Genomic DNA, 23,708 nt, shown 5'->3' with positions numbered 1-23,708 from the left:
GCCCCCTGCCGCTGCCGCCCCGACGGAGGCCGCACATGATCCCCCGCTACACGCTGCCCGAGATGGCCGGCCTCTTCTCCGACCACGCCCGCTACACCACCTGGGTGCGGGTGGAGATCCTCGCCTCCGAGGCCCAGGCCGCCCTGGGCCGCGTCCCCCACGAGGCGGTGGAGGACATGCGCCGCGCCCGCGTCCCCGACCCCGAGCGGGTCGCCGCCATCGAACGGGAACGCGACCACGAGGTGCTCTCCTTCCTCGCCGCCTACTGCGAGGACATCCCCGCCTCCTCCGCCCGCTGGGTGCATCTGGGCATGACCAGCTACGACCTCGTCGACACCGCGCTGGGCCACACCCTGGCCCGCGCCACCGACCTGCTCACCGCAGCCGCCCGGCGGCTGCGGACGGTGCTGAGCGAACGCGCCCTGGAACACTGGGACACCGTGATGGTGGGCCGCACCCACGGCATGCACGCCGAACCCACCACCTTCGGACACAAACTCGCCCAGCACGCCTTCGCCGTCGACCGCTCACTGCGCCGCCTGGCCGCCGCCCGCGAGGCCGTCGCCGTCGGCACCGTCTCCGGCTCCGTGGGCACCTACGCACTGATCCACCCTGCCGTCGAAGAACACGTCTGCGCCGCCCTCGGCCTCGCCGTCGAACCCGCCCCCAGCCAGGTCGTCGCCCGCGACCGCCACGCCCAGCTCCTGCAGGCCGTAGCCACCCTGGGCGCCTGCGTGGAACACCTCGCCCTGGAACTGCGGCTGCTGCAGCGCACCGAGATCCGCGAGGTCGAGGAGGCCCGCACCAGCGCCTACCAGGGCTCCAGCGCCATGCCCCACAAACGCAACCCCACCACCAGCGAACGCCTGTGCGGACTGGCCCGCCTGCTGCGCGGCTACGCCGACACCGCCCTGGAAAACGTCGCCCTGTGGCACGAACGCGACCTCGCCCACCAGAGCGTGGAACGGGTGATCCTGCCCGACAGCCTCTGCGTCGGCCACTACCAGGCCACCAAGGCCGCCGACCTGGTGGCCACCCTCACCGTCGACCCCGACCGGATGCGCGCCCACATCGACCACACCGACGGCCTCATCTACAGCTCCTCGGTCCTGGCCGAACTCCTCGGCGACGGCACGGAACGCGAACACGCCTACCGCAGCGTGCAGGCCGCCGCCAACCACACCCTGGCCACGGGCGAGCACTTCGGCGCCTGTCTGGCCAAACAGGGCATCGACCTGGCCGGCCTGGGCCCCGAACGCTTCCTCACCCACCACGACGTGATCCGCACCCGATTGGAGAAGCTGCATGAGCTGGAAGATTGACCGCGTCGACGGCGCCGCCCTCGACCTGGACGAGGTCCTCGGCGTCTACCGCGCCTCCGGCCTGGGCGAGCGCCGCCCCATCGCCGACAGGGAGCGGTTCGCGGCCATGCTCGCCCACGCCAACCTCGTGCTGAGCGCCCGCGACGACGACGGCACACTCCTGGGCATCGTCCGCGCCGTCTCCGACTTCTCCTACGTCACCTACCTCTCCGACATCGCCGTGATCCGCGACCGCCAGCGCTCCGGCATCGGCCGCGCCCTCATCGACGCCACCCGCGCCGAGGCCCCGGCCGCCAAGCTCGTACTGCTGTCCGCGCCCGCCGCCGTCGACTACTACCCGCACATCGGCTTCACCCGCCACGACTCCGCCTGGGTCCTCAACCCCTGACACCCCTGACACCCCCCAAGGCGCGGGGAACCGGCTCTTCACGGGGGCTGCCGGGGCTGTACCGGGGCTCGACCGCGCGTGCCTAGATTCAGATGTCAGGGCGGGACCCGGAGCCGGACCCGCGCACCGCATCCCCGGGGGAGGCAACACCGTGACATCGGCACAGGCGCTGCTCGAGACCCGCCCGCCCGCCGGACCCGCCCCGGCCGCCCCCCGCCCCATCAGGGAGCGCGAGCCGGCGACTACCGGCCGCTCCGCCGCGGTCTCGATGCCCTCCGGCCGCCGCATCCTGGTCGTCGACGCCGACACCGCCGGCGCCGAATCACTGCTCACCCAGCTGCGCCGGCACGGCCACGAGGCCTTCGGCGTCCGGCGCGGCGAGGCCGCGCTGCGCGCCCACGAGGACGCCGATCTCGTCCTGCTGGACCTGGAACTGCCCGACCTGGACGGTCTGGAGGTCTGCCGCGCCGTGCGCGCCGTCAGCCGGGTGCCCGTCATCATCGTCACCGCCCGCGCCTCCGAACTGGACTGCGTCCTGGGACTGCAGGCGGGCGCCGACGACTACGTCGCCAAGCCCTACGGCCTGCGCGAGCTGATGGCCCGCATCGAGGCCGTGATGCGGCGGGCGGCATGGCAGCCGGCCCCCGCCCGCGAGATCCGCCACGGCCGCCTGCACATCGACGTCGGCTCCCGCGAGGTCCTCATCGGCGGCGAGGAAGTCGCCCTGACCCGCAAGGAGTTCGACCTGTTGTGCCTGCTGGCCTCGCACCCGGACACCGTCATCCCGCGCAAGCAGCTCCTGCAGCAGGTCTGGGGCGACTCCTGGTCCCGGCGCACCGTCGACACCCACGTCAGCAGCCTGCGCGGCAAGCTGGGCGACAGCGGCTGGATCGTGACGGTACGCGGCGTCGGCTTCATGCTCGGCAACCCCTGAGCGACACCCCCGCCGCCCCCCGCCCCGCGCCGCTCGTGCGGCGCGGGGCGCACTGCTGCCTGCACTGCTGCTGCCGTGTCGGCCTGCGCCGGGAGCCCGTGCTGAGGCAGGCAGCCCGGCGGCCACATCGCCCGCCCGGCACACAGCCCGCCCGTCACGCCGCCGTGGCCTGATCCGCCACCCTGCCGCGCACCGCCGTCCGCGCTCCGCGCACGGTCGAGCCCTTCTCGAGCGGGCTTCCAGCCGGTCTCATGCGTTCCGGTCAACGCTGGTTGAGGCGTGATCACCAGAACGCGCTTTCCGCTTCCGCTTCTTCGTATCTCATGGGGAGACGAACATGCAGATCAGCTCGCGTCTGACCAAGGCCGGCATGCTGGGCTTCGCGGCCGTGGCCGCCCTCGCCCTCTCCACCGCTCCGGCCTCAGCCGCGGCCGCGGTGACCGCCTCGCCCAGCAGCGGCCTGGCCGACGGGCAGAGCGTGACCGTCACCGGCACCGGGTTCCCGGCGGGCGCCACGGTCGCCGTGTCGCAGTGCCGGGAGAACACCACCTGCACCGACACGCTGGCCACCGTCACTGTCGGCGCCGGCGGCTCCTTCACCGTGCCCTACACCGTGCACCAGCAGTTCTCGGCCACCGACTGGAGCACCGGCACCGCCACGTCCGTGAGCGTCGACTGCGCCGTGGACCAGTGCCAGTTGGTCGCCTACCTGGACGCCACCGGCCCGGTCGGCACGACGATCTCCTTCGGCTGACGGCGCGCCCGGTCTTCCTCGACACGGCAGCCCACCGTGCGGTGCCCGCGACCGGCACCGCCCGGTGGGCGCGTTCGTGTGGGCCCCTGTCCCCGGGGGGCGGGGGTGGCCTTTCAGGCCTGGGCCGACGTCACCGGCGCGGGCTCCCACGCGAAGCCGTCGGGGTCGGTGAAGGCGCCGGCGGTGCCGCCGAGCACGATGCGGTGCGAGCCGCTGCCCTCCTCGGGCACCCCGACGTCCTTGGCCAGGCCGCGGCGCTTGTACAGCGCCAGCTTGACGGGGGCGTCGTCGCCGGCGGCGAACTCGACGTACTTGCCGCCGAAGCTCTTGGCGACGGACAGGCCCTGCTCGACGTAGAACTGCTTGCTGGCCTTGACGTCCTCGGCGCCCAGCAGCAGCACGAGGTCGTCGACCGTGCGGGTGGCGGGCCCGGTGTTCTTCTTCGCCGAGGTCGCCATCTTCCAGATGGTGCCGTCGGGGGCCTGCACGACACCGCCGTAGCCCCACAGGGACTTCGCGGCCGGCTTCAGCGTGGTGGCGCCGGCGGCGAGGGCGGAGGCGATGAAGCTGTCGACGTCGGCGGGCTGGGCGACGGTGATCGACATCGAGAACCCGCGGAATCCGGTGGTCTCTGCCTGGGAGGCGCGCAGCCGTAATTGCGGGCCCAGCCCGAAGGCGTCGGCGTAGAAGCGTTCGGCGGCCGCGAGGTCGGCCACCTCCAGGGTGACGGATGTGAGGGAGATCATGGCGGTCACTGTAGTCCCGGGTATGCGGGGGAGCCGGGTGATGCGAGGCCGTCCGTGAGGGGGCCGTCGGCGGCCGGCCGCACCGCCCGCTCCGGGCGGCCGGTGCGGCCGGCCGCCGTCGTCGTGCCGTGGGCGGCGGGCCTGCCGGAAAGCGGCAGTTGAGGCCGCATCCCGCATCCCGCCCGCCCGCGTCGGCAGCCGTCCGCTGTCCGGCTGGCTGCCCGCGGGGGCCTGTAGTGGTCTTCGAGTAGTCCTTGAGCGGATCACGACGGGCGCACGCCACCCTGTTGAGCGGATCGGCACGCGGTGCGGCGAGCGAGGTGGGTCATGGACGCGGCGGTTCAGGCGGCGATCGCCTGCATGCACGAACGGTTCGGCGGTCCGCTGACCGTCCCGGACATCGCCCGAAACGCCGCGCTGGGCCGTTTTGATTTCTCCCGCCTGTTCAAGGAGGAGACCGGGGTGAGCCCGGGGGAATTCCTTGACGCGGTCCGTGTCGGCGAGGCGAGGAAACTCCTCGACGCCACCTCGATGAGCATTACGGAAATCTCCCGCGCGGTCGGATATGCCGGCCCGGATGCGTTCACCGATTCCTTCACGGCCCGGGTCGGGCTGTCGCCCGGCCGGTTTCGCCGGCTGTGCCGTAAGGAGGGGGAGACGCTGCCCCTGCCGCAGCAGGACCCGGCCCCGGGGCAGGGTTCGCTGGCGGGCACGGTCCGGCTGCCCCCGGGCCACGGCAACGCGCGGGTGTTCCTGGGGGCGTTCGCCACGGCCGTCGTGCAGTACCCGGCGCTGGCCTGGACGATCGTCGACGTCCCCAGCGACCGCCCGTCCTGCTACTCGCTGCAGAACGTTCCCGAGGGGCGCCGGCACCTGCTGGCGGTGGCGGTGGCGGCCGGCACCGGGCACGATCCGCAGGCCGTGCGCACCGCGCTCGTCGGCGGCGCCGCCGCGGCCGTGACCGTGACCGCCGGCGCCGTCACCAGCGCGGCGGTGCGGCTGCGTGCAGCCCGACGGGCCGATCCGCCCGTCCTGCTCGCCCTGCCCCCTCTTGAGCCGCCGGCGGCCGTGGTGCCGCACCCGGGATGCGCCGCCGCCGCGGATACGGCCGGCCCGGAACCGGTCCGGCTGCGGGTGGTGCCCGCCGCGCCGGCGCCCTCAGGGGCCTGAGGGCGACAGCTTGCGGCACATCTCCTGGCGGGCCTTGAGCCGTTCGGCGAGCTGGCACCACTCCTTGCCGATGTGCTCGGCGAGCGGGGCGACGACGCCGAGCCAGTGCGGCGGGACGGTGTCGACGAACCGCCGCCCCTCCTCGCCCGGTTCGATGCCGTGGGACTGCATCCAGCGCAGCAGCTCCCGGCCGCCGGCGGTGTAGCGCAGGGCGGGGTCGGTGGCCATCTTGGCCGCCACCGCCGCCCAGGTGGGCGGGGTCTCGGTGTGGTTGCGGCGCTGCGGGGCGGCCGGCTCGGCGCCGGCGGGCGTCTGCAGCGGCATCCGGCCGCCGTGGTCGCCGGCCGTCCGGGCCGGGGCGGCGGCGTCCTCGGGTTCGGGCACCGAGGGCACGGGCCGCACGTGCGGGGGGCGGGCGGTGTGCGGGCGGCGCCCGTTGCGTTCGGGCTCCTCGCCGCGCCGCAGCCGGGCGCTGACGTCGTGCACCGTGCCCAGGGAGACGTCGGTGGCCCGGGCGACCTGGCGCAGCGGGGCGCCGGGGTGGGCGGCGATGTACTCGGCGGCACGCCGCCGGCCCTCGCCCGCGTCCACCGGGCGGCGCCGGCCGTCCTGGCCGATGCGTTTGCCGCCCAGCGGGGTGGCGATGGCGGAGCGTTCGCGCAGCGCGGCGATGGTCTTCGCGCTCAGTCCGGCGATGCCGGCGATGGCGCGGTCGGACCAGTCGGGGTGGGATCCCAGGACCCGCTGGGCGCCGGCGACGCGGTCGGCCCGCGACAGCGGCAGGCCGTGCACGCCGTTGGCCTTCATGGCGATGACGAGGGCCTCGGCATTGGAACAGTCCAAAAAGCGGGCGAGGATGCTGCCGGCGCCCATGAGCCGGGCGGCCTCCAGCCGGTGCAGCCCGTCGATGACCCGGCAGCCGTCCACCTGGACGAGAATGGGAGGAAGTTCCGCCGAATCCGCGGCGTCGACGAGCATCCGGACATGAGCGGCATCCGTTCCGCCCTGGCGCAGAGAAACCCCGGGAGAAAGCGCGGCGACGGAGATTTCACGCGCCGGGAGTTTCTCGAAGTTCTTCAGGTCGAATTCGCCGTGCGCCGTCGATGCGGCGTCCTCCATCCGAACGAGACTGAATGCACTCGTGAGCGAGACGGCTTGCGCGTTCCTCTGGGACATTCCTCTGACTCCCTCTCTGCTGCCGCTGCCGACGAGGCTCGCAGGAGGGTCTCCAGCCGCACTGGAGAGCAGGTCGACGTTCTCTGGAAAACGCAACAGCCGCCGCGGGCGCCCGCCGGGGGAGGGCGGGCACCCGCGGCGGGATCAGGCGTCGCGGCGGCGCAGCTGGACCGCGGCGACGGCCAGCAGCACGGCCGTCCACAGCGCGAACACGCCCAGGCCCTGCCAGGGCCCGAGCAGGTCGCCGGCGCGGGCATGCTGCTGGGTGATCATGAAGCCGGCCTGGGTGGGCATCCAGGCGTGCAGGTGCTCGCCGGCGCTGCCGGGCAGCAGGTCCGTCATCGGGGTGATGACCAGGACGAAGCCGACGACGGCGGTGATGCTCGCCGCGGTGTGCCGGATGACCGCGCCGGCGGCGAGCGCGAACAGACCGAGCAGGGCGAGGTAGAGGCCGCAGCCCGCCACGGCCCGCAAAACGCCCGGGTCGCCGAGCGCGACCGGCGCCTTGTCGTGCAGGATCGGCGCGCCCAGGAAGAAGGAGCCGAACGCGGTCACCTCGCCCACGCCCAGCACCAGCAGCGCGAACACCGTCGCCTTGGCCGTCAGGACGGGCACCCGCCGGGGCACCGCGAGCAGGCTGGCCCGGATCATGCCGGTGGAGTACTCGGAGGCGATCGCCATCACGCCCAGCACGCACACCGCCAGCTGGCTGAGCAGGATGCCGCTGCCCAGGATGGTGCCGGTCGGGTCCAGCCGCATCTCCGCCTGCTGGGCGGGAGAGGTCTTGTCCCAGTTCGCGATGCCCATCTTCATGAACAGCGCGGTGAAGATCAGGGTGAGCACGATGAGGATGGCCAGCGACCACACGGTGGAGCGCACCGAGCGGATCTTCGTCCACTCCGAGAGCATCAGGTGGCCAAAGCCCGCACCCCGCTTGCCGGTTGCCGGGCCGTGCGCGGTCAGGGCAGCGGTCGTGGCACTCACTTGACACCTCCGGCGGCGGGCAGGCCGGCGTCGTACTCGACCGTGTCCTTGGTCAGTTCCATGAAGGCCTCCTCCAGCGAGCCGCGCCGGGTCGACAGCTCGTGCAGCACCAGCTGCTCGGCGGCGGCCAGTTCGGCGATCCGCGGCGCCTCCAGACCGGTGACGTCCAGATCGCCCTCCTCGGTACGGGTGACGGTGGCGCCCTGCCGCGTCAGCAGGTCGGCCAGCTGCTGCCCGTCGGGCGTGCGGACGAGGACGGAGCGCTCGGTGCTGCGCTCGATGAACTCCTCGGTGGAGCAGTCGGCGACCAGCCGGCCCCGGCCGATGACGATGAGATGGTCGGCGGTGACGGCCATCTCGTTCATCAGATGACTGGAGACGAACACCGCCCGGCCCTCGGCCGCCAGCGACTTCATCAGGTTGCGGATCCACAGGATGCCCTCGGGATCCAGGCCGTTGACGGGCTCGTCCAGCACCAGCACGGCCGGATCGCCCAGCAGCGCGGCGGCGATGCCCAGGCGCTGGCCCATGCCGAGCGAGAAACCGCCCGCCCGCTTGCGGGCCACCGAGGCCAGCCCCACCTGCTCGATGACCTCGCCCACCCGGCGCCTGCCGATGCCCTGGGTCTGCGCCAGGCACAGCAGATGGTCATAGGCACTGCGGCCGGTGTGCACGGCACGCGCCTCCAGCAGCGCCCCCACCACCCGCAGCGGGAAGGCCAGATCACGGTAGGCCACCGAGTTGATGGTGGCGGTGCCGGCGTCGGGCCGGTCCAGGCCCAGCAGCAGTCGCATCGTGGTGGACTTGCCTGCGCCGTTGGGGCCCAGGAAGCCGGTGACCCGGCCGGGCTCGACCGTGAACGACAAATCGTTCACGGCGGTCTTGTCGCCGTAGCGTTTGGTGAGGTTCTTGGCCTCGATCATGGTCACCTCGGTTGAATGGCCTGCGAGTTACTTCGCCGGGGGCAAAAACCCCGGCCACCTGTGATAGCAGGATCGCTATCTGTTCAGTAGTCGCCGCCTGGAGCGGTGCGTGAACGATGGCCCGCGCCGCACACCCCGGATATTTTGAACAGCTCGGCCCGTACCGGGGAAGCGCGTGTTTCATCTGCTTACTTTCCTCGGTTGAACCCGGAATCCCACAAGGGCGGTCATGAATTCAGACACGAACGCTCCGGCGCCCGAGGGGCGGCCGGTGATCGGGATCTGCGCGCGCACCGCGCCGGTCACCCTCCAAGGCAGCGACCTGAACGTCGCCCTGGCCCTCGACACGCATGTGGCCTTCCTGGCCGAGGCGGGGGCCACCCCGGTGCTGCTGCCGCTGGTGCAGGGCGCCGAGACCCTCATCGGCCGGCTCGACGCCCTGCTCGTGCCCGGCGGCCCCGACCTGGACCCGGCGCTGTACGGCGCGGCCGCCCACCCCGCGACCCGGGCGATGAGCCCGCACGCCGACCGCGTCGAACTGGCCGTGCTGCGCGCGGCGTTGGACGCAGAACTGCCGGTGCTGGCGATCTGCCGGGGCATGCAGGCGCTCAACGTGCTGCACGGCGGCACCCTCCACCAGCACCTGTCGGAGGTCACCGGCCACGACGGCCACCGTCCGCGCACGGCGTCCTTCACCCTGGGCCGCCAGCCGCTGCACCTGCTGCCCGGCAGCCGGATCGCCGCCGTCCTGGACGGCGAGCAGGAGCACACCGCCTGCCACCACCACCAGGCGGTGGACCGGGTGGGCAGCGGACTGGCCGTCACCGCACGGGCCGCAGACGGCACCGTGGAGGCCCTCGAAGTCGTGGGCCATCCCTTCGCGATCGGCGTGCAATGGGAATGCGGGCAGACCCCCGACAAACGACTCCACCACGCCCTCGCCGCTGCCGCCGGCGCACACCGGGAAAAAGAGCCGGCCGCCGCTCTTTCCCTTCATTGAGGAAAGACGGCCCCCGAGGGCACACTGCTTTTTCCGACGAAATCCCCCTTGTGAAGGAGAATTATGTCGCCGCGGATGCCGAATCCCTCGCTGGTGGTTCCCGACGTTCTTCCGCCCATGCGCGCGCTGGTCAAGGCCGTCAACAGCGTCGGGGTGCCCCTGGCCACGCTGGTGCTGGTCCACCTCAGGGTGAGCCAGATCAACGGCCGCCCGGTCCACCTGCCCACCAAGCCCCAGGAGTTCGAGGACGCGGGGGAGGAGGACCGCCGTCTGCCGCTGGTGGAGACCTGGCGGGAGCAGAGCTGCTTCACCGACGCCGAACGCTCGCTGCTGGATCTGGCCGAGGCCGCCACCCGCATCGACGGCCGCACGGACCCCGTCTCCGACGAGGTCTGGGACGAGGCCGCCCGGCACTGGAGTCAGGTGCAGCTGGCCGCGGTGGTCCTGCACATCGGGCTGGTCAACCTCTGGAACCGGGTCAACGTCGTCACCAAGCAGGAGGCGGTGGACTGGCGCATCAACCCCAAGACATGGAAGCCGATGACCAGCCGGCTCACCCCGGCGCCGTAAAAGGCCCCAACGACATCAGGCCCTGTCCGGGAAATGCCTTCCGGACAGGGCCTGATGTCGTCACGCGAAACCGGGACTCAGGGGGTGGTGTGGTCCCGCAGGGCGGCGTCGAGGACGGCGAGCAGGGTCCTCGCCTGCACGTTGACGTAACGGCTGTGCGCGGCCAGCCAGTTGAGCTGGCCGGGGGTGACCCAGTGGTAGCCGGGCGGCGGCTGGGTGGGCGTGGTGGCCTCGTCGGTCTCCACGATCAGGTAGCGGCTCTCGGCGTTGAGGAAGCGGCCGCCCTCCTCGGAGTGCACGGTGGAGTAGCGCACCCGCTCGGGCGGGGCGTCCAGCATCACGTCCAAGAAGCGCGGACGGTCCCCGGCCGGCAGGGGAGCGTAGTTGGACGGCACGCACTGCACGGTGGGGGCGAGTTCGACGGTGTCGAGGAAGCCGCCCTCCACCAGGGCGTGCGCCAGCACGTGCGGGACGCCGTCGAAGAGGCGGTAGGCGAAGCCGACCACGCCGCGTTCGACGGGTTCGATGATGGGCTGACTCCAGCCGGCCACCTCGCGGCCGGCGCCCTCCACGGAGACTGCCACCACGCGGAAGAACCTCTCGTCGGTGCGGCTGACGGCGTGCTCGCCGGTCTGCCATCCGGTGATCTCGCGCAGCGGCATCAGGCGGGCGCGGACGTCGTGCCGGGTGCGCTCGCCGGTGAACCAGGCCAGCAGGTCGGCATCCGAGGACAGCGCCCTGGTTTCGGACGGCACCGCCGGGGCGCTGGCCAGCACGGTGCGCGCGTCCATGTTCACGATGTTGTCCAGGCGCAGCAGCTGCAGGATCTGGCCGAGGGTGAGCCAGCAGAAGGCGTCGTGGACGGGGACGTCCTCCTCCACCTCGACGATCATGTTGCGGTTGCGTTTTTGGAAGAACCAGGCGCCGTGCTCGGACTGCAGGACGTCGGTGAGGACCTGCTCGCGGCGGGGGGCGAGGAAGTGCTCCAGGTACTGCACCTCCATTCCGCCGTGGGCCTTGGTGTAGTTGCTGCGGGTGGCCTGCACGGTGGGGGAGAGCTGCACCAGGTTGGGGTTGCCGGGCTCCATCTTGGCCTGCATCAAAAAGTGCAGGACGCCGTCGAACTCCTTGGCCAGGATGCCCAGGATGCCGATCTCCGGCTGCACGATGATGGGCTGCTGCCACTCGGCTTCCGGCCTGGTCACGTGCAGTCCCTCGATGGTGAAGAACCGTCCGCTGTCGTGCCCGAGGTTGCCGGTGTCGGGGGAGAAGGACCAGTGGTCGAGCTCGGCGAACGGGATCCGCCGCACCACCGCCCCGACAGAGCGGCGCTGCTGCTGCAGCCAGCCCGGCACCTGGGAGGTCACCGTGTGCACGCCCTGGAGGGTCGCGGCCGACCGGGCCAGGCGTTCGGCGATGCCCGCCCGGGTGCGCGGGACGAGCAGGGCGGGGGCGCTCACGGCCGACCCCCCATGTCCTTCAGCGGCTTCCACCACTGCGGGTTGTCCCGGTACCAGGCGACGGTGTCGGCCAGTCCGGCGTCGAATCCGGTCAGCGGCCGGTGGCCGAGCTCGGCTTCGATGCGGCTCTGGTCCAGGGCGTAGCGCCGGTCGTGGCCCTTGCGGTCGCCGACGTGCTCGATCATGTCCGCTTCCGCGCCCAACAGGCCGGCGATGCGGTGGGCCAGCTGCAGGTTGGTCACCGCCGTGCCGGCGCCGATGTTGTAAGCCTCGCCCGCCCGGCCGCCGGTCAGCACCCGCTGCACGGCGCGGCAGTGGTCGTCGACGTGCAGCCATTCGCGGACCTGCCCGCCGTCGCCGTAGACGGGGATCGGTCGGCCTTCGAGGAGGTGGGTGACGGCGAGCGGGATGAACTTCTCCGGGTGCTGGTGGGGGCCGTAGTTGTTGGAGCAGCGGGTGACGGAGACGTTCAGCTTGTGGGTGCGCACGTAGGCCAGGGCGATCAGGTCGGAGGCCGCCTTGGAGGCGGCGTAGGGGGAGTTGGGCAGCAACGGGGACTGCTCCGTCCACGCGCCCTGGTCGATGGAGCCGTACACCTCGTCGGTGGAGATGTGCACCACCCGCTGAACGCCCGCCGCCAGGCAGGCCTCCAGCAGGGCCTGGGTGCCCTCGACGTTGGTGCGCACGAACGCCGCGCCGCTGGCGATGGAGCGGTCCACGTGGCTCTCGGCCGCGAAGTGCACCACCGCGTCCTGGCCGGCGAGGACCTCGCCCAGCAGCGCCCGGTCGAGGATGTCGCCGTGGACGAAGGTCAGCCGGGGGTGGGCGGCGGGGAGGTTGTCACGGTTGCCCGCATAGGTCAGGGCGTCCAGGACGGTGACGTGGGCCTCCTCGAAGCCCGGATAGCCCCCGTCGAGCATGGTCCTGACGTAGTGCGAGCCGATGAATCCGGCACCGCCGGTGACGAGGATGTTCACGTGACCACATCGCAATCCGCATTCCACGCTCGAAGCATGTCCTTTTCCCTTTTCTCGAGGGGACGGCAGGAGTGCCGCGGGCCCTGCCGGTCGGCGGGGGCCGCGCGGCGGGCGGCTGGAGGGACCTGCTTGCGGCCGGGCATCGCCGGCACGCCGCCGGCCGTTGCCGTCGTCGCGTCGCCGCGTCGGGTGGGACAAGGGGCGTGGTGCCGGCAGCCCGGGGCGAGCAGGGCCGATCGTGTGCGCGCCGCCCGGACCGGTGTCGGTGTGCCCGCTCATGGCCTCTCCCTGTACCGGGGCGGCCCCTTGTGAGTTCACGCCCGTCCTGCTCGTGAGCGTGGACGGCCGGCCTCGAAACCCTCTCGAGACGGGCTCGACGGCGTGCCGGGACAGCCCGGATACCGGCAGGCGGCCTGCAGGATGATGCCGCCGCCACCTCCGCCGCGGGCTGCGTGCGCCACGGTCGTGGTGCCCCCCCTTTTTTCCTTCCAGGCCGTGGCAGGTGGGCCGCCTCTTCTCAAGTCGGTTTCCAGACGGGTTCGACCGCGAGCCGACAGGCCGGTGCCACGCTGCGAGCGCGCTGAACTAGGAGGGGAAATCACGTGAGAAGGATTGCGTTGGCCATACCGGTCATAGCGGCCGCGCTGCTGGGCTCGGCCGTCGTCCCGGTCGCGGCGGCGAACGACGGGACCGCCGTGGCGGCGGGCAGTATCGACTGGGTGCCGTGTCCGGACAGCGACCCGGTCCTCGGCAACCTGCTCAAGGGCCTGGAGTGCGGCACCGTGCAGGTGCCGCTCGACTACGACCACCCCGAGGGCCGGCAGATCAGCCTGGCGCTGACCCGGGCCAAGCACACCGTCCCCGACAGCGACTACAAGGGCGTCGTCATCCTCAACCGCGGCCAGTGGCCCGGCGGCATCGGCCGTGACCTGCCCACCCGGTACGCCACCGGCACCACCGGGCTGGCCAAGGACGTCGGCACCGCCTACGACTGGATCGGCTTCGACCCGCGCGGCGTCGGCGCCAGCGAGCCCGCCCTGGTCTGCGACACCGACTACGTCGACCCCGGGCACGCGCTGCCCAACCCGGTGCCCGCCACCGCCGCCGCCGAGCAGCAGTGGGTCACCCTGGCCCGCTCCTACGCCGCCAGCTGCCAGGAGAAGTACGGCGACGTCCTGGCGCACCTGAGCACCCAGGACGCCGCCCGCGACCTGGACCGGATGCGCATCGCCCTCGGCCAGGACAAGATCACCTACTTCGGCACCGACTGGGGCACCTACCTCGGCTCCGTCTACGCCACCCTCTTCCCCGACCACCTGCAGCGGATGGTGCTGGACAGCGTGGTGCGCCCCAGCGGCGTGGGATACCGCAACAGCCTGCGCAAGAACGTGCTGACCGAGCGCAACGCCCAGATCTTCTTCGCCTGGGTCGCCAAGTACGACACCGTCTACCACCTGGGCACCACCGAGGCCGCGGTCGAGGCGGAGTACTACGCCGCGCAGGACGCGCTCGCCGCCGCCCCCCTGGACGGCAGGATCGGCGCGGCGGAGTGGGCGGACGTCTTCGAGCCGGTCGTCTACCGCAGCTGGACCTGGCTCTCGCGCGCCAAGGTGCTCTCCGACTACGTGGTGCGAAAGGACCCGGCCTCGCTGCGGGCCACCTGGACCCTGCCCGGCTTCCCGCACCAGAACCGGCAGGCCATGAACGACGCCGCCAACTGCACCGACGGCCCCTGGCCGCTGAACTGGAAGCGCTGGCACCAGGACTACACCCGCCAGTACAACGCCGGCAGCCGCTTCTTGACGTGGACCAACGCCTGGTACAGCGCGCCGTGCGCGTTCTGGCCGCAGCCCGCGCCGAAGACGCCGCTGAAGGTCGGCAACGACCAGGTCGACGTCCTGCTGGTGCAGCCGCAGTACGACACCGCGCACGGCACGGCCGGCGCCGTCGAGACGCACAAGCTGTTCCCCAACTCCCGTCTGGTGCTGGAAAAGGGCGGCCACAACGTCGGCGCGGCGCTGTCGGCCAACAACAACCCCTGCCTCAACACCTACGTCGGTGACTTCTTCCGCGACGGCACCCGCCCCGCCTCCAAGAAGGGCATCGACGCCGTCTGCCAGGCATCGAACGATCCGGTGCCCGCGTCCTGACCCGCCCCGCACAACAAAAAGGGGGGCCCCGCGTGAACCTCACGCGGGGCCCCTCTTCGCATGTCCCCGTTCCTGTGCCGTGCCCGTTCCGGCCTGGTCAGCGTCCGGCGGGCACCGGGCCGGCCCGGCGGGCGGCGGCCAGATCCTGCAGGGTGTGCGCCAGGTCGTTGGGCGAGGGCATCGCCAGCATCTCCTTGCCCAGTCTCGCGGCGTTCGCCCGCAGGGCCGGGTCGCCCAGCAGCCGCAGCAGCGCGGCCCGTACCGCCGGCCCGTCCGCCTGATCGGGTGTCATGGCCAGCCCCGCGCCCGCGGCCTTGAGGCAGGCGAACTTCAGCGGAGCGTCGAACGCCCGGCTGATCAGCAACTGGGGCACGCCGTGGCGCAGCGCGCAGCCGAAGGACCAGGTGCCGCCGTGGTGCACGACGGCCGCGCAGGTCGGCAGCACCTCGGCCAGCGGAACGGAGTCCACCAGACGGGTGTTGGCCGGCACCTGGCCCACCTCCCGCCGGGCGTGTGCCGGCAACGCCAGCACCAGTTCCATCTCCACATCGGCCACCGCCCGCAGGATCTGCTGAAGGCGTTCGAGGGGCAGCGGCAGCCGGGCCTGGGCGTCGTCGACGGAGTCGCCGAACGTCATCAGCACCCGCGGTGCCGCCGGCGCCGCCGCGAGCCACTCGGGCACGACGGCCGGGCCGTTGTAGGGGACGAACTGCACGGGCAGGGTGTCCGCCCGCGCGTCGGGCCGGAACGCCCGGGGCAGCGGGGCGATGGTGAACTGGCCGCCCACCAGGTCCTCGGAGAACTCCACCCCGAACCGGCCCGCCCAGCCCTCCAGCCACTGCCGCAGCGCGTCGGTGCGCTGCCCGGGCGGCCGGCCGGCCTGGGCGTGCAGGAAGTCCTCCCGTATCCGGGTGTAGACGTCGACGGAGTACAGCACCCGGGCGTGCGCCGCGCCCACCGCCTCGGCGGCCACCGCGCCCGCGAACGCCTTGGCACCCCACAGCACCAGATCCGGCCGCCAGGCGCGGGCGGCGGCGATGAGGTCCTCCATCATCGAGTCGTTGGAGCGCCGCGCCTGCGGCAGCACCAGGTCCTCCACGACCCGCCGCACCTGCTCCCAGCCCAGCCGCTCACGGTCGGCCCGGGGGTCGAACAGCGCCTCCAGGCCCTGCTGCGGGGCCCGCCGCGCGGCGGCGGCGCGGTCGGAGCTCTGGCGCCGGTCGCGCTGGGTGCGCACCTGTGCCGTCTCGCCGGGACCGACGGCCACGGCCGTCAGCCCGGCCGAGGTGACGGCATCCAGCAGATCCGGCCAGCAGGCCACCCGCACCTCGTGCCCGGCCGTCTGCAGCGACCACGCCAGCGGCACCACATTGAACACGTGCGCCTTCCACGGAAACGGCACGACGAGAACTCGCACAACGCACTCCTTTCCCAATCGGGGATAGACGAATTCTGTTCTGTGCCCGCCGTGTTCAACCGGGGCGTGTCGGCGGTTGAACAAGCAGAACCGCTCGAACAACACCCTTGAAAAACCAGGAACTTGACACAGCGGAGCACCCGACGCGATCGTCAATGCACTCGATTGCCGATACAGCTTCGGGAGGTGAATCAGATGAAGACGCTTCGTCAGTGGAACGCTCTGCGCTCGCAGCGTAAGGGCGGTGTGCGCCCGGCCGGTAAGTACTTCAAGTGGGCTGCCTGATCAAGGCGCTCTCGTGGCCTGTGGAGGGTGATATCACCCTCCACAGGCCAGGGTTTTCGGCCCAGGGATATCTGACCGTGGCAATCGAGGTGGGATCAGTGCACAGGTGGAGTTACGAACGTTTTGCCGTCGAGCAGAAAAATGTGAACGGGCTGGTCGAGCGTTTTCTGGCCCCGGAGGTCTGGCAGACATCACGCGAACCATTGACCGGGGAAGAACGCGCCGAACTGCGTGAGGCGATCGCGGCACTTCGCCACCCCATGGTCATCGAAGAACTCTGCGCGATGGCGGCGACCCACCCGCGTGCGGATGTCCGCCTGACGGTTCTGGAAGGCGTCGAGCCGTTCATGGCCACGCTGCCCGCGGCGCGGGAATTTTTGGTCTGGCTGCTCGGCGACGACGAGGACTTCGTGGTGTTCTCCGCCGCGAAGATCGCCGGCCGGCACCGCATCGGCGAGGCGTACGAGGAGCTGCTGCACATCACCGGGCCGGCCGAGGCCGGCCTGCTGCGCAGCACCAAGCCGGTGGGCATCGGTGCCGCCGTCGTGGCCAAGGCGATGGACGCCGTCCTCGGCGCCGAGGACCGCGCGGCCCGCCTCCAGCTGGAGCGCGAGCACGCCCGCACCGGCCGGCTGCCCGAGGGGTGCGCGCTGGGCGAGCACTGGGACTACGACCCCGAGAACCTGCCCCGGCCCGTCCCCGAGGGCATGGTCCTCATCCCCGGCGGCGACTTCGTCGTCGGCATCGGCATGGACGACGTCACCCACCCGCTGTACGACGTGGACGACGCCGTGCCCCGCCAGGTGCGCCACCTGCCCGACTTCCTCATCGACCGCCACCCGGTGACCAACCGGGACTACGACGCGTGGGCCGACGGCCCGCTGGCCGCCGAGCACGCGCTGTGCCACCCCGACGAGCCCGAGGACAAGGACCACCGCCGCGGCATCGTCGGCGACGCCCGCTTCGGCCCCGACCACCCCGCCACCGGCGTCGACTGGTACGACGCCTACGCCTACCTCGCGCACATCGGCAAACGCCTGCCCACCGAGCTGGAGTGGGAGAAGGCCGCCCGCGGCGAGAAGGGCTCGCTGTATCCGTGGGGCGACACCTTCGACCCCGACGCCCTGCGCTGGTTCGGTGCCTCCTTCGGCCCGGCGCAGAGCCTGGAGCACTGGCGGGACACCCTGAGCACCTTCGACGAGACCACCCCCGCCGTCACCACCGTCCCGGTCGGCACCCACCCCAAGAACGTCAGCAGCTACGGGGTTGCGGACCTGGTCGGCAACTGCTGGGAATGGACCGACACCAACTTCTTCACCCGGGACCGGATGAAGCCGATGATCTCCGGCCGGCCCCGCACCGAATGGGCGACGGCCGAGGAGACCTCGGTGGTCATCCGGGGCGGCGCGTGGACCTCCATGCGCGAGCAGGTCACGGCGTACTTCCGCGGCAAGGACCTGTTCACCGACCGGCACAACGAGATCGGCTTTCGGGGGGTGATCCGGTGAGCTCCCCGCAGCGCATCCCCCGCTTCCGCTACGACGGCACCGTGACGGCCGACCAGCGCGCCTTCTACGAGCAGTACGGATTCGTCGTCTACCGCGGCGTCTTCGACGCCGACGACGTGGACCTCATCAAGCGTGACGCCCGCCGCCTGGAACGCGACACCCTGGAGGGAACGGTGCCGGCCGAGCACCGCGACCAGGTGATCAAGCCGTCCTACGACGAGGACGGCCACGCGACGCTGCACCGGCTGCCCTACTTCACCCTGCACTGCGCCGACACCCGCGACCTGATCGAGCGACGCCGCCTCGACGCGCTCGGCCCCGGCCTGCTGGGCGGGCCGACCTGGCGCTTCGAGGACGCCGTCGACGGCGCCGTATGGCAGATGAAACGGGGCAAGCGAAGCTCCTACAGTGCCCTGGACTGGCACCTGGACTTCCCGCACGACCTGCCGCTGACCCCCCTGGTGAACGTGGGCATCTACCTCGACGACGCCACCCTGCGCAACGGCTGCCTGGTCCTGGTGCCCGGATCCCACCGCTACCCGCCGCGCCGCGTGGAACCGGTGGGACTTCCGCTGGAGGCCGAGGCCGGCGACGTCATCTGCCACACCTTCAACATCCTCCACCACTCCGGCCCCGTGCTCGACGACACCAGCCGGGCCACGCTGTACGTGTACTACTCCGCGGGGGAAAAGCCCTCCGCGGGCACGGCGTACAGCCACCGGGCGGGCGAGGATTTCGCCAAGATGATCACCGGAGCGGAGGCCGGCGCGCGATGACCACGACCACCACCCCCGACGTTCCCTCCCAAGTCCTGCGGATCGCCGCCTGGGCCGACGGGCCGGCCGCCGAGCGCGATGCCCTGCTCGCCGGCTACCTCAGCAGCCTGGAGCAGCTCGCCGACCCGCAGCTGCTCGCCGAAAGCCTCGCGGTCGGCCTGCTGCACGACACGCCCGAGATCCGCCGCCAGGCCCTGGCCGCCGCCGTCCGCCTGGCCCCGGAGCTGGCGGCCGAGGCCGTCGGCTGGGCGCTGGCCGACCCGGACGAGAGCGTGCGCACGCCCGCCCTGGCCGCCCTGGCCGCCACCCCCGTCCTGCGGTCCGCGGGCGGCCCGGCGGCCCTGCACGCCCTGCTGGCCGTGCTGGGCCGGGCACCGCAGCAGATCGCCGCGGGCGTCGGCAACTACGTGACGGTGGCGGACGCCCAGGCCCTGGCCTCGGCGCGCACGCTGCTGGCCGACCCGGACCTGGCCGGGGCGGTCCTTGAGGAGCTGCCCGTCCCGCTGTCGGCCGACCGGCTGCCCAGCCGGCTCTCCCTGGCCGGGATGCGGCACATCCCCGCCGGGCGGCTGCGCCGCGGCACCCAGCCCGGCCAGGAACGCTCCTGGGACGAGCTGGGCGAGCCCGCCGTCGGCGAGGTCGCCGTGGAGGGGTTCTACCTGGACACCTGCCCGGTCACCAACGACGCCTACGACGCCTTCGTCGCCGACGTCGGCGAGCAGGGCCACCTGTGGTGCCACCCGGACGAGCCGCGCAACACCGACCACACCCGTTCCACCGCCGACGACCCCCGCTGCGCCGGTGACCACCCGGTGGCCGGCGTCAGCTGGTACGACGCGGTCGCCTACGCCGCCTGGTGCGGCAAGCGGCTGCCCACCGAGGACGAGTGGGAGCGGGCCGCACGCGGAGACGACCACCGGCGCCACCCCTGGGGGGCGCGGTTCCGGCCCGAGCGGGTGCGGGGCCTGCACTCGGTCCTGGGCTGGGACGGCGACGCCGCCCTGGACCGCCAAGCGTGGCTGCGCCGGCTCCAGGACCTGTCCGTCGCCCAACTGCCCGCGCTGACCGGCCCGGTGAACCTGCCCGGCGGCGAATCGCCCTTCGGGGTGCGGGACCTGTGCGGCAACGTGTGGGAGTGGACCTCCACCCGGTTCCTGGACGGCCTGCCGCTCCAGCCCCGCTTCGCCGGCATGGACCCGGGCGATTTGTGGGGCGAGTGGTCGGCCGAGGTCAGCGTCCGCGGCGGGGCGTGGAGTTCACCCCCCGCGCTGCTCACCGCCCTGAGCCGGGCGGGCAAGACGCTGGTGACCAAGAGCCCGGAGATCGGGTTCCGCTGCGCGGTGAGCGAATCCGAGGGGCCCGGTCGATGACCGAAGTACGGCGGCGGATCCAGCGGGTGCTGCCCCAGGGCTACACCCGCTGTCTGGCCAACCCCGACTTCCGCCGGCTGCAGCCGGGATTCCTCATCTCCTTCCTCGGCGACGGCATGAGCTTCATCGGGGTGGCGTGGCTGGCCGTCGAACTGGCCGCCCCCGCCGACCGGTCCCTGGTGGTGGGGCTCGCCGTCGCCGCCTACAGCCTGCCCGCCGCGCTCGGCTCCCTCACCCTGGGACGCTGGCTGAGCGGACGCAACGCCAAGAGCCTGATCCTGGTCAACGCCCTGCTGCGCGGCACCCTGTTCGCGCTGATCCCGGTCCTGTACTGGACCGGGCTGCTGAACGCCGCGACCTACATCGCGCTGCTCGCCCTGTCCTCGATCCTGCACGCCTGGGGGATCGCCGGCCGGCAGACGTTCGTCGCCGAGACCCTGCCGGCCGAGGACCGGCTGGCCGGGCACGCCCTGGTGGGCAGCCAGGAGACGCTGTCGTTCATCACCGGACCGCCGCTGGCCGGTCTGGTCTCGGCCGCGTTCGGGCCGGCCGCGGTGCTGGCCGGCGACGCGGTCAGCTATTTCTACCTCGCCCTGGTGACGGCCCGGGTACGCGGCGAGGGCACCATCGAGCGCCGTCCCGCGGTGCCGCTGCGGCGCAGCGGGAAGACCCTGGCCCGCCATCCGGAGCTGATGGGCCTGCTCGCGCTCACCTTCGTGTTCTACCTGCTGTACGGGCCGATCGAGGTGGCGGTCCCGGTGGTGGTGGCCGAGCGGATGGGCTCGGATCCCACCGTGCTCGGCTGGATCTGGGGCGCGTTCGGCGTCGGCGCGGTGATCGGGACCTGGGTCACCGGGACGCTGCGGCGGCTGCCGCTGTGGCCGACCGTGCTGGGCATCGTGGCCGGCTGGGGGCTGGCGATCCTGCCCTTCGCCCACTTCGGCACGCTCGCCGCGGGCATCGCCGGCTTCGGCCTGGGCGGGCTGATCTACGCCCCCTACGGGCCGGTGACGATCACCCTGCTGCAACAGAAGGCGCCCATCGAGGAGTTGGTCAGCCTCAGCGCCCTGCGCAGCGCCATCCTGGTGATCGCCACCCCGCTGGGCGCGGCCCTGGGCGGCCCCCTGGTCGGCGCGTTCGGCGCGGCGGGCACGATCCGGCTGTCCGGCCAGACCACCGTCGCCCTCGCCGCCCTCGGCGCGCTGCTGATCCTGCTGCTGCGACGGCGCCGGCACCACCGGCAGCGGCAGGAACCGCTGGTGAGCACCGAACGGCGCTGAGCCCCACCGCACGAGCGGCGCCGTGCGCCCACTTCGTCCTCTCCAGCGCCCAGGACCTTCGTCCTGTCCAGCATCAGGGACCCACAGACAAGGAGCGGTGATGAAACTCGGGCAGGAAGAGATGCGCCGCCGGTTCGAGCGGGAACGGGCCGTCCGGCTGGCCACGGTCGACGAACGCGGCCGCGCCCATGTCGTGCCGGTCATCTTCGTGGTCGACGGCAACGTCTTCTACTCACCCACCGACAAGCCCAAGAGCGGCAATCCGCGGCCCAAGCGGCTGCGCAACCTCGACCGCGACCAGCGGGTCACCGTCCTGGCCGACTGCTACGACGAGAACTGGCTGGGGGCGTGGTGGGTGCGGCTGCGCGGCACCGCCCGCATCCTCGACGACGGTGCGGAACGCACGCACGCGCTGGGCCTGCTGGACGGCAAGTACGAGCAGTTCGACGGCCCCCGCTACCTCAAAGACGGCGGCCCGGTGGTGGCGGTCGACATCAAGGACTGGCTCGGCTGGGCCTACAGCGAACAGTCCGCGCAGCCGGTCGCGCAGGAGTCCGGCCGGCGCCGCCCGTGGCGCGAGCAGTCACGGCTGCGGTCGGGGCTGCGGCTGCGGTCCAGTCGTGCTTGACCGGTGCTGAAGACGGCTTTGCCAGGCTGCGACTGGCAAGGCATCGGTCGATCCTTAAGGGGCGAATATGGGAGCCATCGAGGTTCCGGTTCTGATCGTGGGCGGTGGCGGATGCGGTCTGTCGGCTTCCGTCTTCCTGTCCGACCAGGGCGTCGATCATCTGCTGGTGGAACGGCACCCGGACACATCGAGGGTTCCGAAGGCGCACTACCTCAACCAGCGCACGATGGAGATCTACCGGCAGCACGGCGTCGCCGACGACGTGCTCGCCGAGGCGGCGCCGCTGGAGAAGTTCGGCAAGGTGCGCTGGCAGACCACGCTCGCCGGCGACGGGCCGCTGGAGCGGCGCCTGATCCACGAGATGGACGCCTTCGGCGGCGGCACGCTGCGCGAGACCTACGCGGCGGCCGGCCCGCTGCTGCCCGCCAAGCTGCCGCAGATGTGGCTGGAGCCGATCCTGCGCCGCCACGCCGAGCAGCGCAATCCCGGACGGATCCTCTTCCACCACGAGCTGACCTCCTTCCGTGACGAGGGCGACCACGTCGTCGCCGAGATCCGCAACGTGGACAGCGGGGAGATCACCACCGTCACCGCGCAGTACCTGCTGGGCGCCGACGGCGGCCGCATGGTCGGATCCGAGGTCGGCATCCGCATGCAGGGCCCGCCCGGACTGGTCAACACCACCACCGTGTACTTCTCCGCCGACCTCTCCCCGTGGTGGGAGGAGGGCACGCTCATCACGCACTTCCTCAGCCCCGAGGACCCCGATCTGTCCTGCAACCTCATCGAGATGGGGCCGCGCTGGGGCAAGGAGTGCGAGCAGTGGGGCCTGCACTTCGCCCCCGGCCCGCCCGGACGCTGGGACAACGACAGCGTCGTGCCCCGCATCCGCGAGCTGCTGCGCATCCCCGACCTCGAGGTGACGGTGCACAAGGTGACGGACTGGATCGTGCACGCCCACCTCGCCGACCGCTACCGGGTCGGCCGCGTGCTCATCGCCGGCGACGCCGCGCACCGCCAGCCCCCGGCCGTCGGCCTGGGCCTGAACACCGGCATCCAGGACGCCCACAACCTCGCCTGGAAGCTGGCCGCGGTGCTCGCCGGCCGCGCCGGCGAGCACCTGATCGACACCTACGAGGCCGAACGCCGGCCCGTGGGCCGGGAGAACGTCGACTGGGCGGTCTCCGCGGCCGTCCACCACCAGGCCGTCATCGACGCCGTCGGCGCCGGCCACAACATCCCCGCCGGCCGCCGCAAGCAGCGCCTGGAGTCCTACTTCGACCCCTCCCCGCTCGGCGACACCGTGCGCGCCCGCGCCCTGGAGATCTTCCACACCCACCGCGGCGGCTGCCAGTCCCTGGACATGGAGGTCGGCTTCCACTACGAGGACGGCGCCCTGCTCGGCGACGGCAGTACGCCGCCGGCCCGCGTGCCCATGCGCAACGAGCACCGGCCCACCTCCCGCCCCGGCCACCGGCTGCCGCACGCCTGGATCACCGCCGGCGGCCGGCGCCTGTCCACCCTCGACCTCACCGGCCGGACCGACTTCACCCTCATCACCGGCCCCGAGGGGACGGCGTGGCGGGAGGCGGCCGCCCGCGTGGCGGAGAAGTTCTCCGTGGGGGTACGGGTGGTGCGCATCGGCGACGGCGGCACGCACGCCGACCTCGACGGCGGCTGGGCGGCCGTCCGTGAGATCACCGACGCCGGCGCCCTGCTGGTCCGGCCCGACCAGCACGTCGCCTGGCGCAGCACGGACGGCGCCGAGGATGCCGAGCAGGTCCTGGCGCAGGTCTTCGCCGCCGTGCTGCAGCCCTGACCCCACGCCGTACAGCACATCGAAGAGGCCGTGCCCCACGGGGCACGGCCTCTTCGATGTGTGAGGGAGCC

21 protein-coding genes are annotated in these 23,708 nt (G+C 72.3%); 14 read left to right on the top strand and 7 right to left on the bottom strand.

Features of this window, described 5'->3' with window-relative positions:
- The first annotated feature begins 35 nt into the window (after positions 1–35).
- The 4 genes from purB to ACIGDI_RS33650 all read left to right on the top strand — a co-directional run bounded on the left by purB (position 36) and on the right by ACIGDI_RS33650 (position 3,398).
- Positions 36–1,322, top strand: coding sequence for an adenylosuccinate lyase (gene purB / locus ACIGDI_RS33665; protein ID WP_399904739.1), 1,287 nt, complete (start codon positions 36–38; stop codon positions 1,320–1,322).
- Positions 1,306–1,710: a GNAT family N-acetyltransferase gene (locus ACIGDI_RS33660; RefSeq protein ID WP_399904736.1), complete on the top strand. Its 405-nt coding sequence runs from the start codon at positions 1,306–1,308 to the stop codon at positions 1,708–1,710. Before purB ends, ACIGDI_RS33660 begins: the two co-directional genes overlap by 17 nt.
- 151 nt (positions 1,711–1,861) lie before the next feature.
- On the top strand, positions 1,862–2,644 hold the full coding sequence (locus ACIGDI_RS33655; RefSeq protein ID WP_399904733.1) for a response regulator transcription factor: 783 nt from the start codon (positions 1,862–1,864) through the stop codon (positions 2,642–2,644).
- Between the two features lie 337 nt (positions 2,645–2,981).
- Positions 2,982–3,398 (top strand): enediyne antibiotic chromoprotein, encoded by a 417-nt coding sequence (locus tag ACIGDI_RS33650; RefSeq protein WP_399904730.1) that lies wholly within the window; start codon positions 2,982–2,984, stop codon positions 3,396–3,398.
- A 113-nt stretch (positions 3,399–3,511) separates the two neighbouring features.
- Here the strand turns inward: ACIGDI_RS33650 and ACIGDI_RS33645 are convergent, their stop codons facing one another.
- Complete coding sequence (locus ACIGDI_RS33645) at positions 3,512–4,144, bottom strand: glyoxalase (RefSeq protein WP_399904727.1); 633 nt, start codon at positions 4,142–4,144, stop codon at positions 3,512–3,514.
- Positions 4,145–4,471: 327 nt separating this feature from the next.
- Between ACIGDI_RS33645 and ACIGDI_RS33640 the strand changes: the two genes are divergently transcribed.
- Positions 4,472–5,314: a helix-turn-helix domain-containing protein gene (locus tag ACIGDI_RS33640; protein WP_399904724.1), complete on the top strand. Its 843-nt coding sequence runs from the start codon at positions 4,472–4,474 to the stop codon at positions 5,312–5,314.
- On the opposite strand, the gene ACIGDI_RS33635 is transcribed toward ACIGDI_RS33640, so the two are convergent.
- From ACIGDI_RS33635 to ACIGDI_RS33625, 3 genes are all read right to left on the bottom strand, one after another.
- Entirely contained in the window at positions 5,303–6,433 is a 1,131-nt protein-coding gene (locus ACIGDI_RS33635) for a nuclease (protein ID WP_399904721.1), read from the bottom strand. The genes ACIGDI_RS33640 and ACIGDI_RS33635 overlap by 12 nt on opposite strands.
- A 201-nt stretch (positions 6,434–6,634) precedes the next feature.
- Entirely contained in the window at positions 6,635–7,474 is an 840-nt protein-coding gene (locus ACIGDI_RS33630; RefSeq protein WP_399904718.1) for an ABC transporter permease, read from the bottom strand.
- On the bottom strand, positions 7,471–8,397 hold the full coding sequence (locus ACIGDI_RS33625; RefSeq protein WP_399905295.1) for an ABC transporter ATP-binding protein: 927 nt from the start codon (positions 8,395–8,397) through the stop codon (positions 7,471–7,473). Before ACIGDI_RS33625 ends, ACIGDI_RS33630 begins: the two co-directional genes overlap by 4 nt.
- A gap of 229 nt (positions 8,398–8,626) precedes the next feature.
- Here ACIGDI_RS33625 and ACIGDI_RS33620 point away from each other — a divergent pair, with 229 nt between their 5' ends.
- Together ACIGDI_RS33620 and ACIGDI_RS33615 are read left to right on the top strand one after the other, a co-directional pair.
- The gene (locus tag ACIGDI_RS33620; protein WP_399904715.1) at positions 8,627–9,397 is read left to right on the top strand and encodes a gamma-glutamyl-gamma-aminobutyrate hydrolase family protein; all 771 of its coding nucleotides are present in this window, start codon (positions 8,627–8,629) and stop codon (positions 9,395–9,397) included.
- 75 nt (positions 9,398–9,472) lie between these two features.
- Complete coding sequence (locus tag ACIGDI_RS33615) at positions 9,473–9,967, top strand: carboxymuconolactone decarboxylase family protein (protein WP_399904712.1); 495 nt, start codon at positions 9,473–9,475, stop codon at positions 9,965–9,967.
- A 77-nt stretch (positions 9,968–10,044) separates the two neighbouring features.
- Here ACIGDI_RS33615 and ACIGDI_RS33610 read toward each other — a convergent pair whose 3' ends face one another.
- Both ACIGDI_RS33610 and rfbB read right to left on the bottom strand, forming a co-directional pair.
- Entirely contained in the window at positions 10,045–11,427 is a 1,383-nt protein-coding gene (locus ACIGDI_RS33610) for an NDP-hexose 2,3-dehydratase family protein (protein WP_399904709.1), read from the bottom strand.
- A complete protein-coding gene (gene rfbB / locus ACIGDI_RS33605; protein ID WP_399904706.1) occupies positions 11,424–12,404 on the bottom strand; it encodes a dTDP-glucose 4,6-dehydratase in 981 nt (326 codons plus the stop codon). Before rfbB ends, ACIGDI_RS33610 begins: the two co-directional genes overlap by 4 nt.
- Positions 12,405–13,021: 617 nt before the next feature.
- Between rfbB and ACIGDI_RS33600 the strand changes: the two genes are divergently transcribed.
- Positions 13,022–14,554, top strand: coding sequence for an alpha/beta fold hydrolase (locus ACIGDI_RS33600; RefSeq protein ID WP_399904704.1), 1,533 nt, complete (start codon positions 13,022–13,024; stop codon positions 14,552–14,554).
- Positions 14,555–14,651: 97 nt separating this feature from the next.
- Here ACIGDI_RS33600 and ACIGDI_RS33595 read toward each other — a convergent pair whose 3' ends face one another.
- The gene (locus tag ACIGDI_RS33595) at positions 14,652–15,971 is read right to left on the bottom strand and encodes a nucleotide disphospho-sugar-binding domain-containing protein (protein WP_399904701.1); all 1,320 of its coding nucleotides are present in this window, start codon (positions 15,969–15,971) and stop codon (positions 14,652–14,654) included.
- A gap of 488 nt (positions 15,972–16,459) precedes the next feature.
- Between ACIGDI_RS33595 and ACIGDI_RS33590 the strand changes: the two genes are divergently transcribed.
- The 6 genes from ACIGDI_RS33590 (at position 16,460) to ACIGDI_RS33565 (ending at position 23,637) form a co-directional block, all read left to right on the top strand.
- On the top strand, positions 16,460–17,764 hold the full coding sequence (locus ACIGDI_RS33590; protein ID WP_399904698.1) for an SUMF1/EgtB/PvdO family nonheme iron enzyme: 1,305 nt from the start codon (positions 16,460–16,462) through the stop codon (positions 17,762–17,764).
- Positions 17,761–18,540, top strand: coding sequence for a phytanoyl-CoA dioxygenase family protein (locus ACIGDI_RS33585; protein WP_399904695.1), 780 nt, complete (start codon positions 17,761–17,763; stop codon positions 18,538–18,540). Before ACIGDI_RS33590 ends, ACIGDI_RS33585 begins: the two co-directional genes overlap by 4 nt.
- Positions 18,537–19,910, top strand: coding sequence for a formylglycine-generating enzyme family protein (locus ACIGDI_RS33580; RefSeq protein WP_399904693.1), 1,374 nt, complete (start codon positions 18,537–18,539; stop codon positions 19,908–19,910). The genes ACIGDI_RS33585 and ACIGDI_RS33580 overlap by 4 nt, the downstream gene beginning before the upstream one ends.
- Positions 19,907–21,190 carry an MFS transporter gene (locus ACIGDI_RS33575; protein ID WP_399904690.1) on the top strand — a complete coding sequence of 428 codons (1,284 nt, stop codon included), beginning with the start codon at positions 19,907–19,909 and terminating at the stop codon, positions 21,188–21,190. Before ACIGDI_RS33580 ends, ACIGDI_RS33575 begins: the two co-directional genes overlap by 4 nt.
- A 100-nt stretch (positions 21,191–21,290) precedes the next feature.
- Entirely contained in the window at positions 21,291–21,818 is a 528-nt protein-coding gene (locus tag ACIGDI_RS33570) for a pyridoxamine 5'-phosphate oxidase family protein (protein WP_399904687.1), read from the top strand.
- 67 nt (positions 21,819–21,885) lie between these two features.
- On the top strand, positions 21,886–23,637 hold the full coding sequence (locus ACIGDI_RS33565) for an FAD-dependent monooxygenase (protein ID WP_399904684.1): 1,752 nt from the start codon (positions 21,886–21,888) through the stop codon (positions 23,635–23,637).
- Positions 23,638–23,708: the final 71 nt, after the last annotated feature.

Origin of the sequence: Streptomyces sp. NPDC085900 (assembly GCF_044540925.1) — a bacterium.
GTDB lineage: Bacteria > Actinomycetota > Actinomycetes > Streptomycetales > Streptomycetaceae > Streptomyces > Streptomyces gilvifuscus.
The sequence above is the reverse complement of the archived record's forward strand: the minus strand, read 5'-3'. Positions and strand labels throughout refer to the sequence as shown.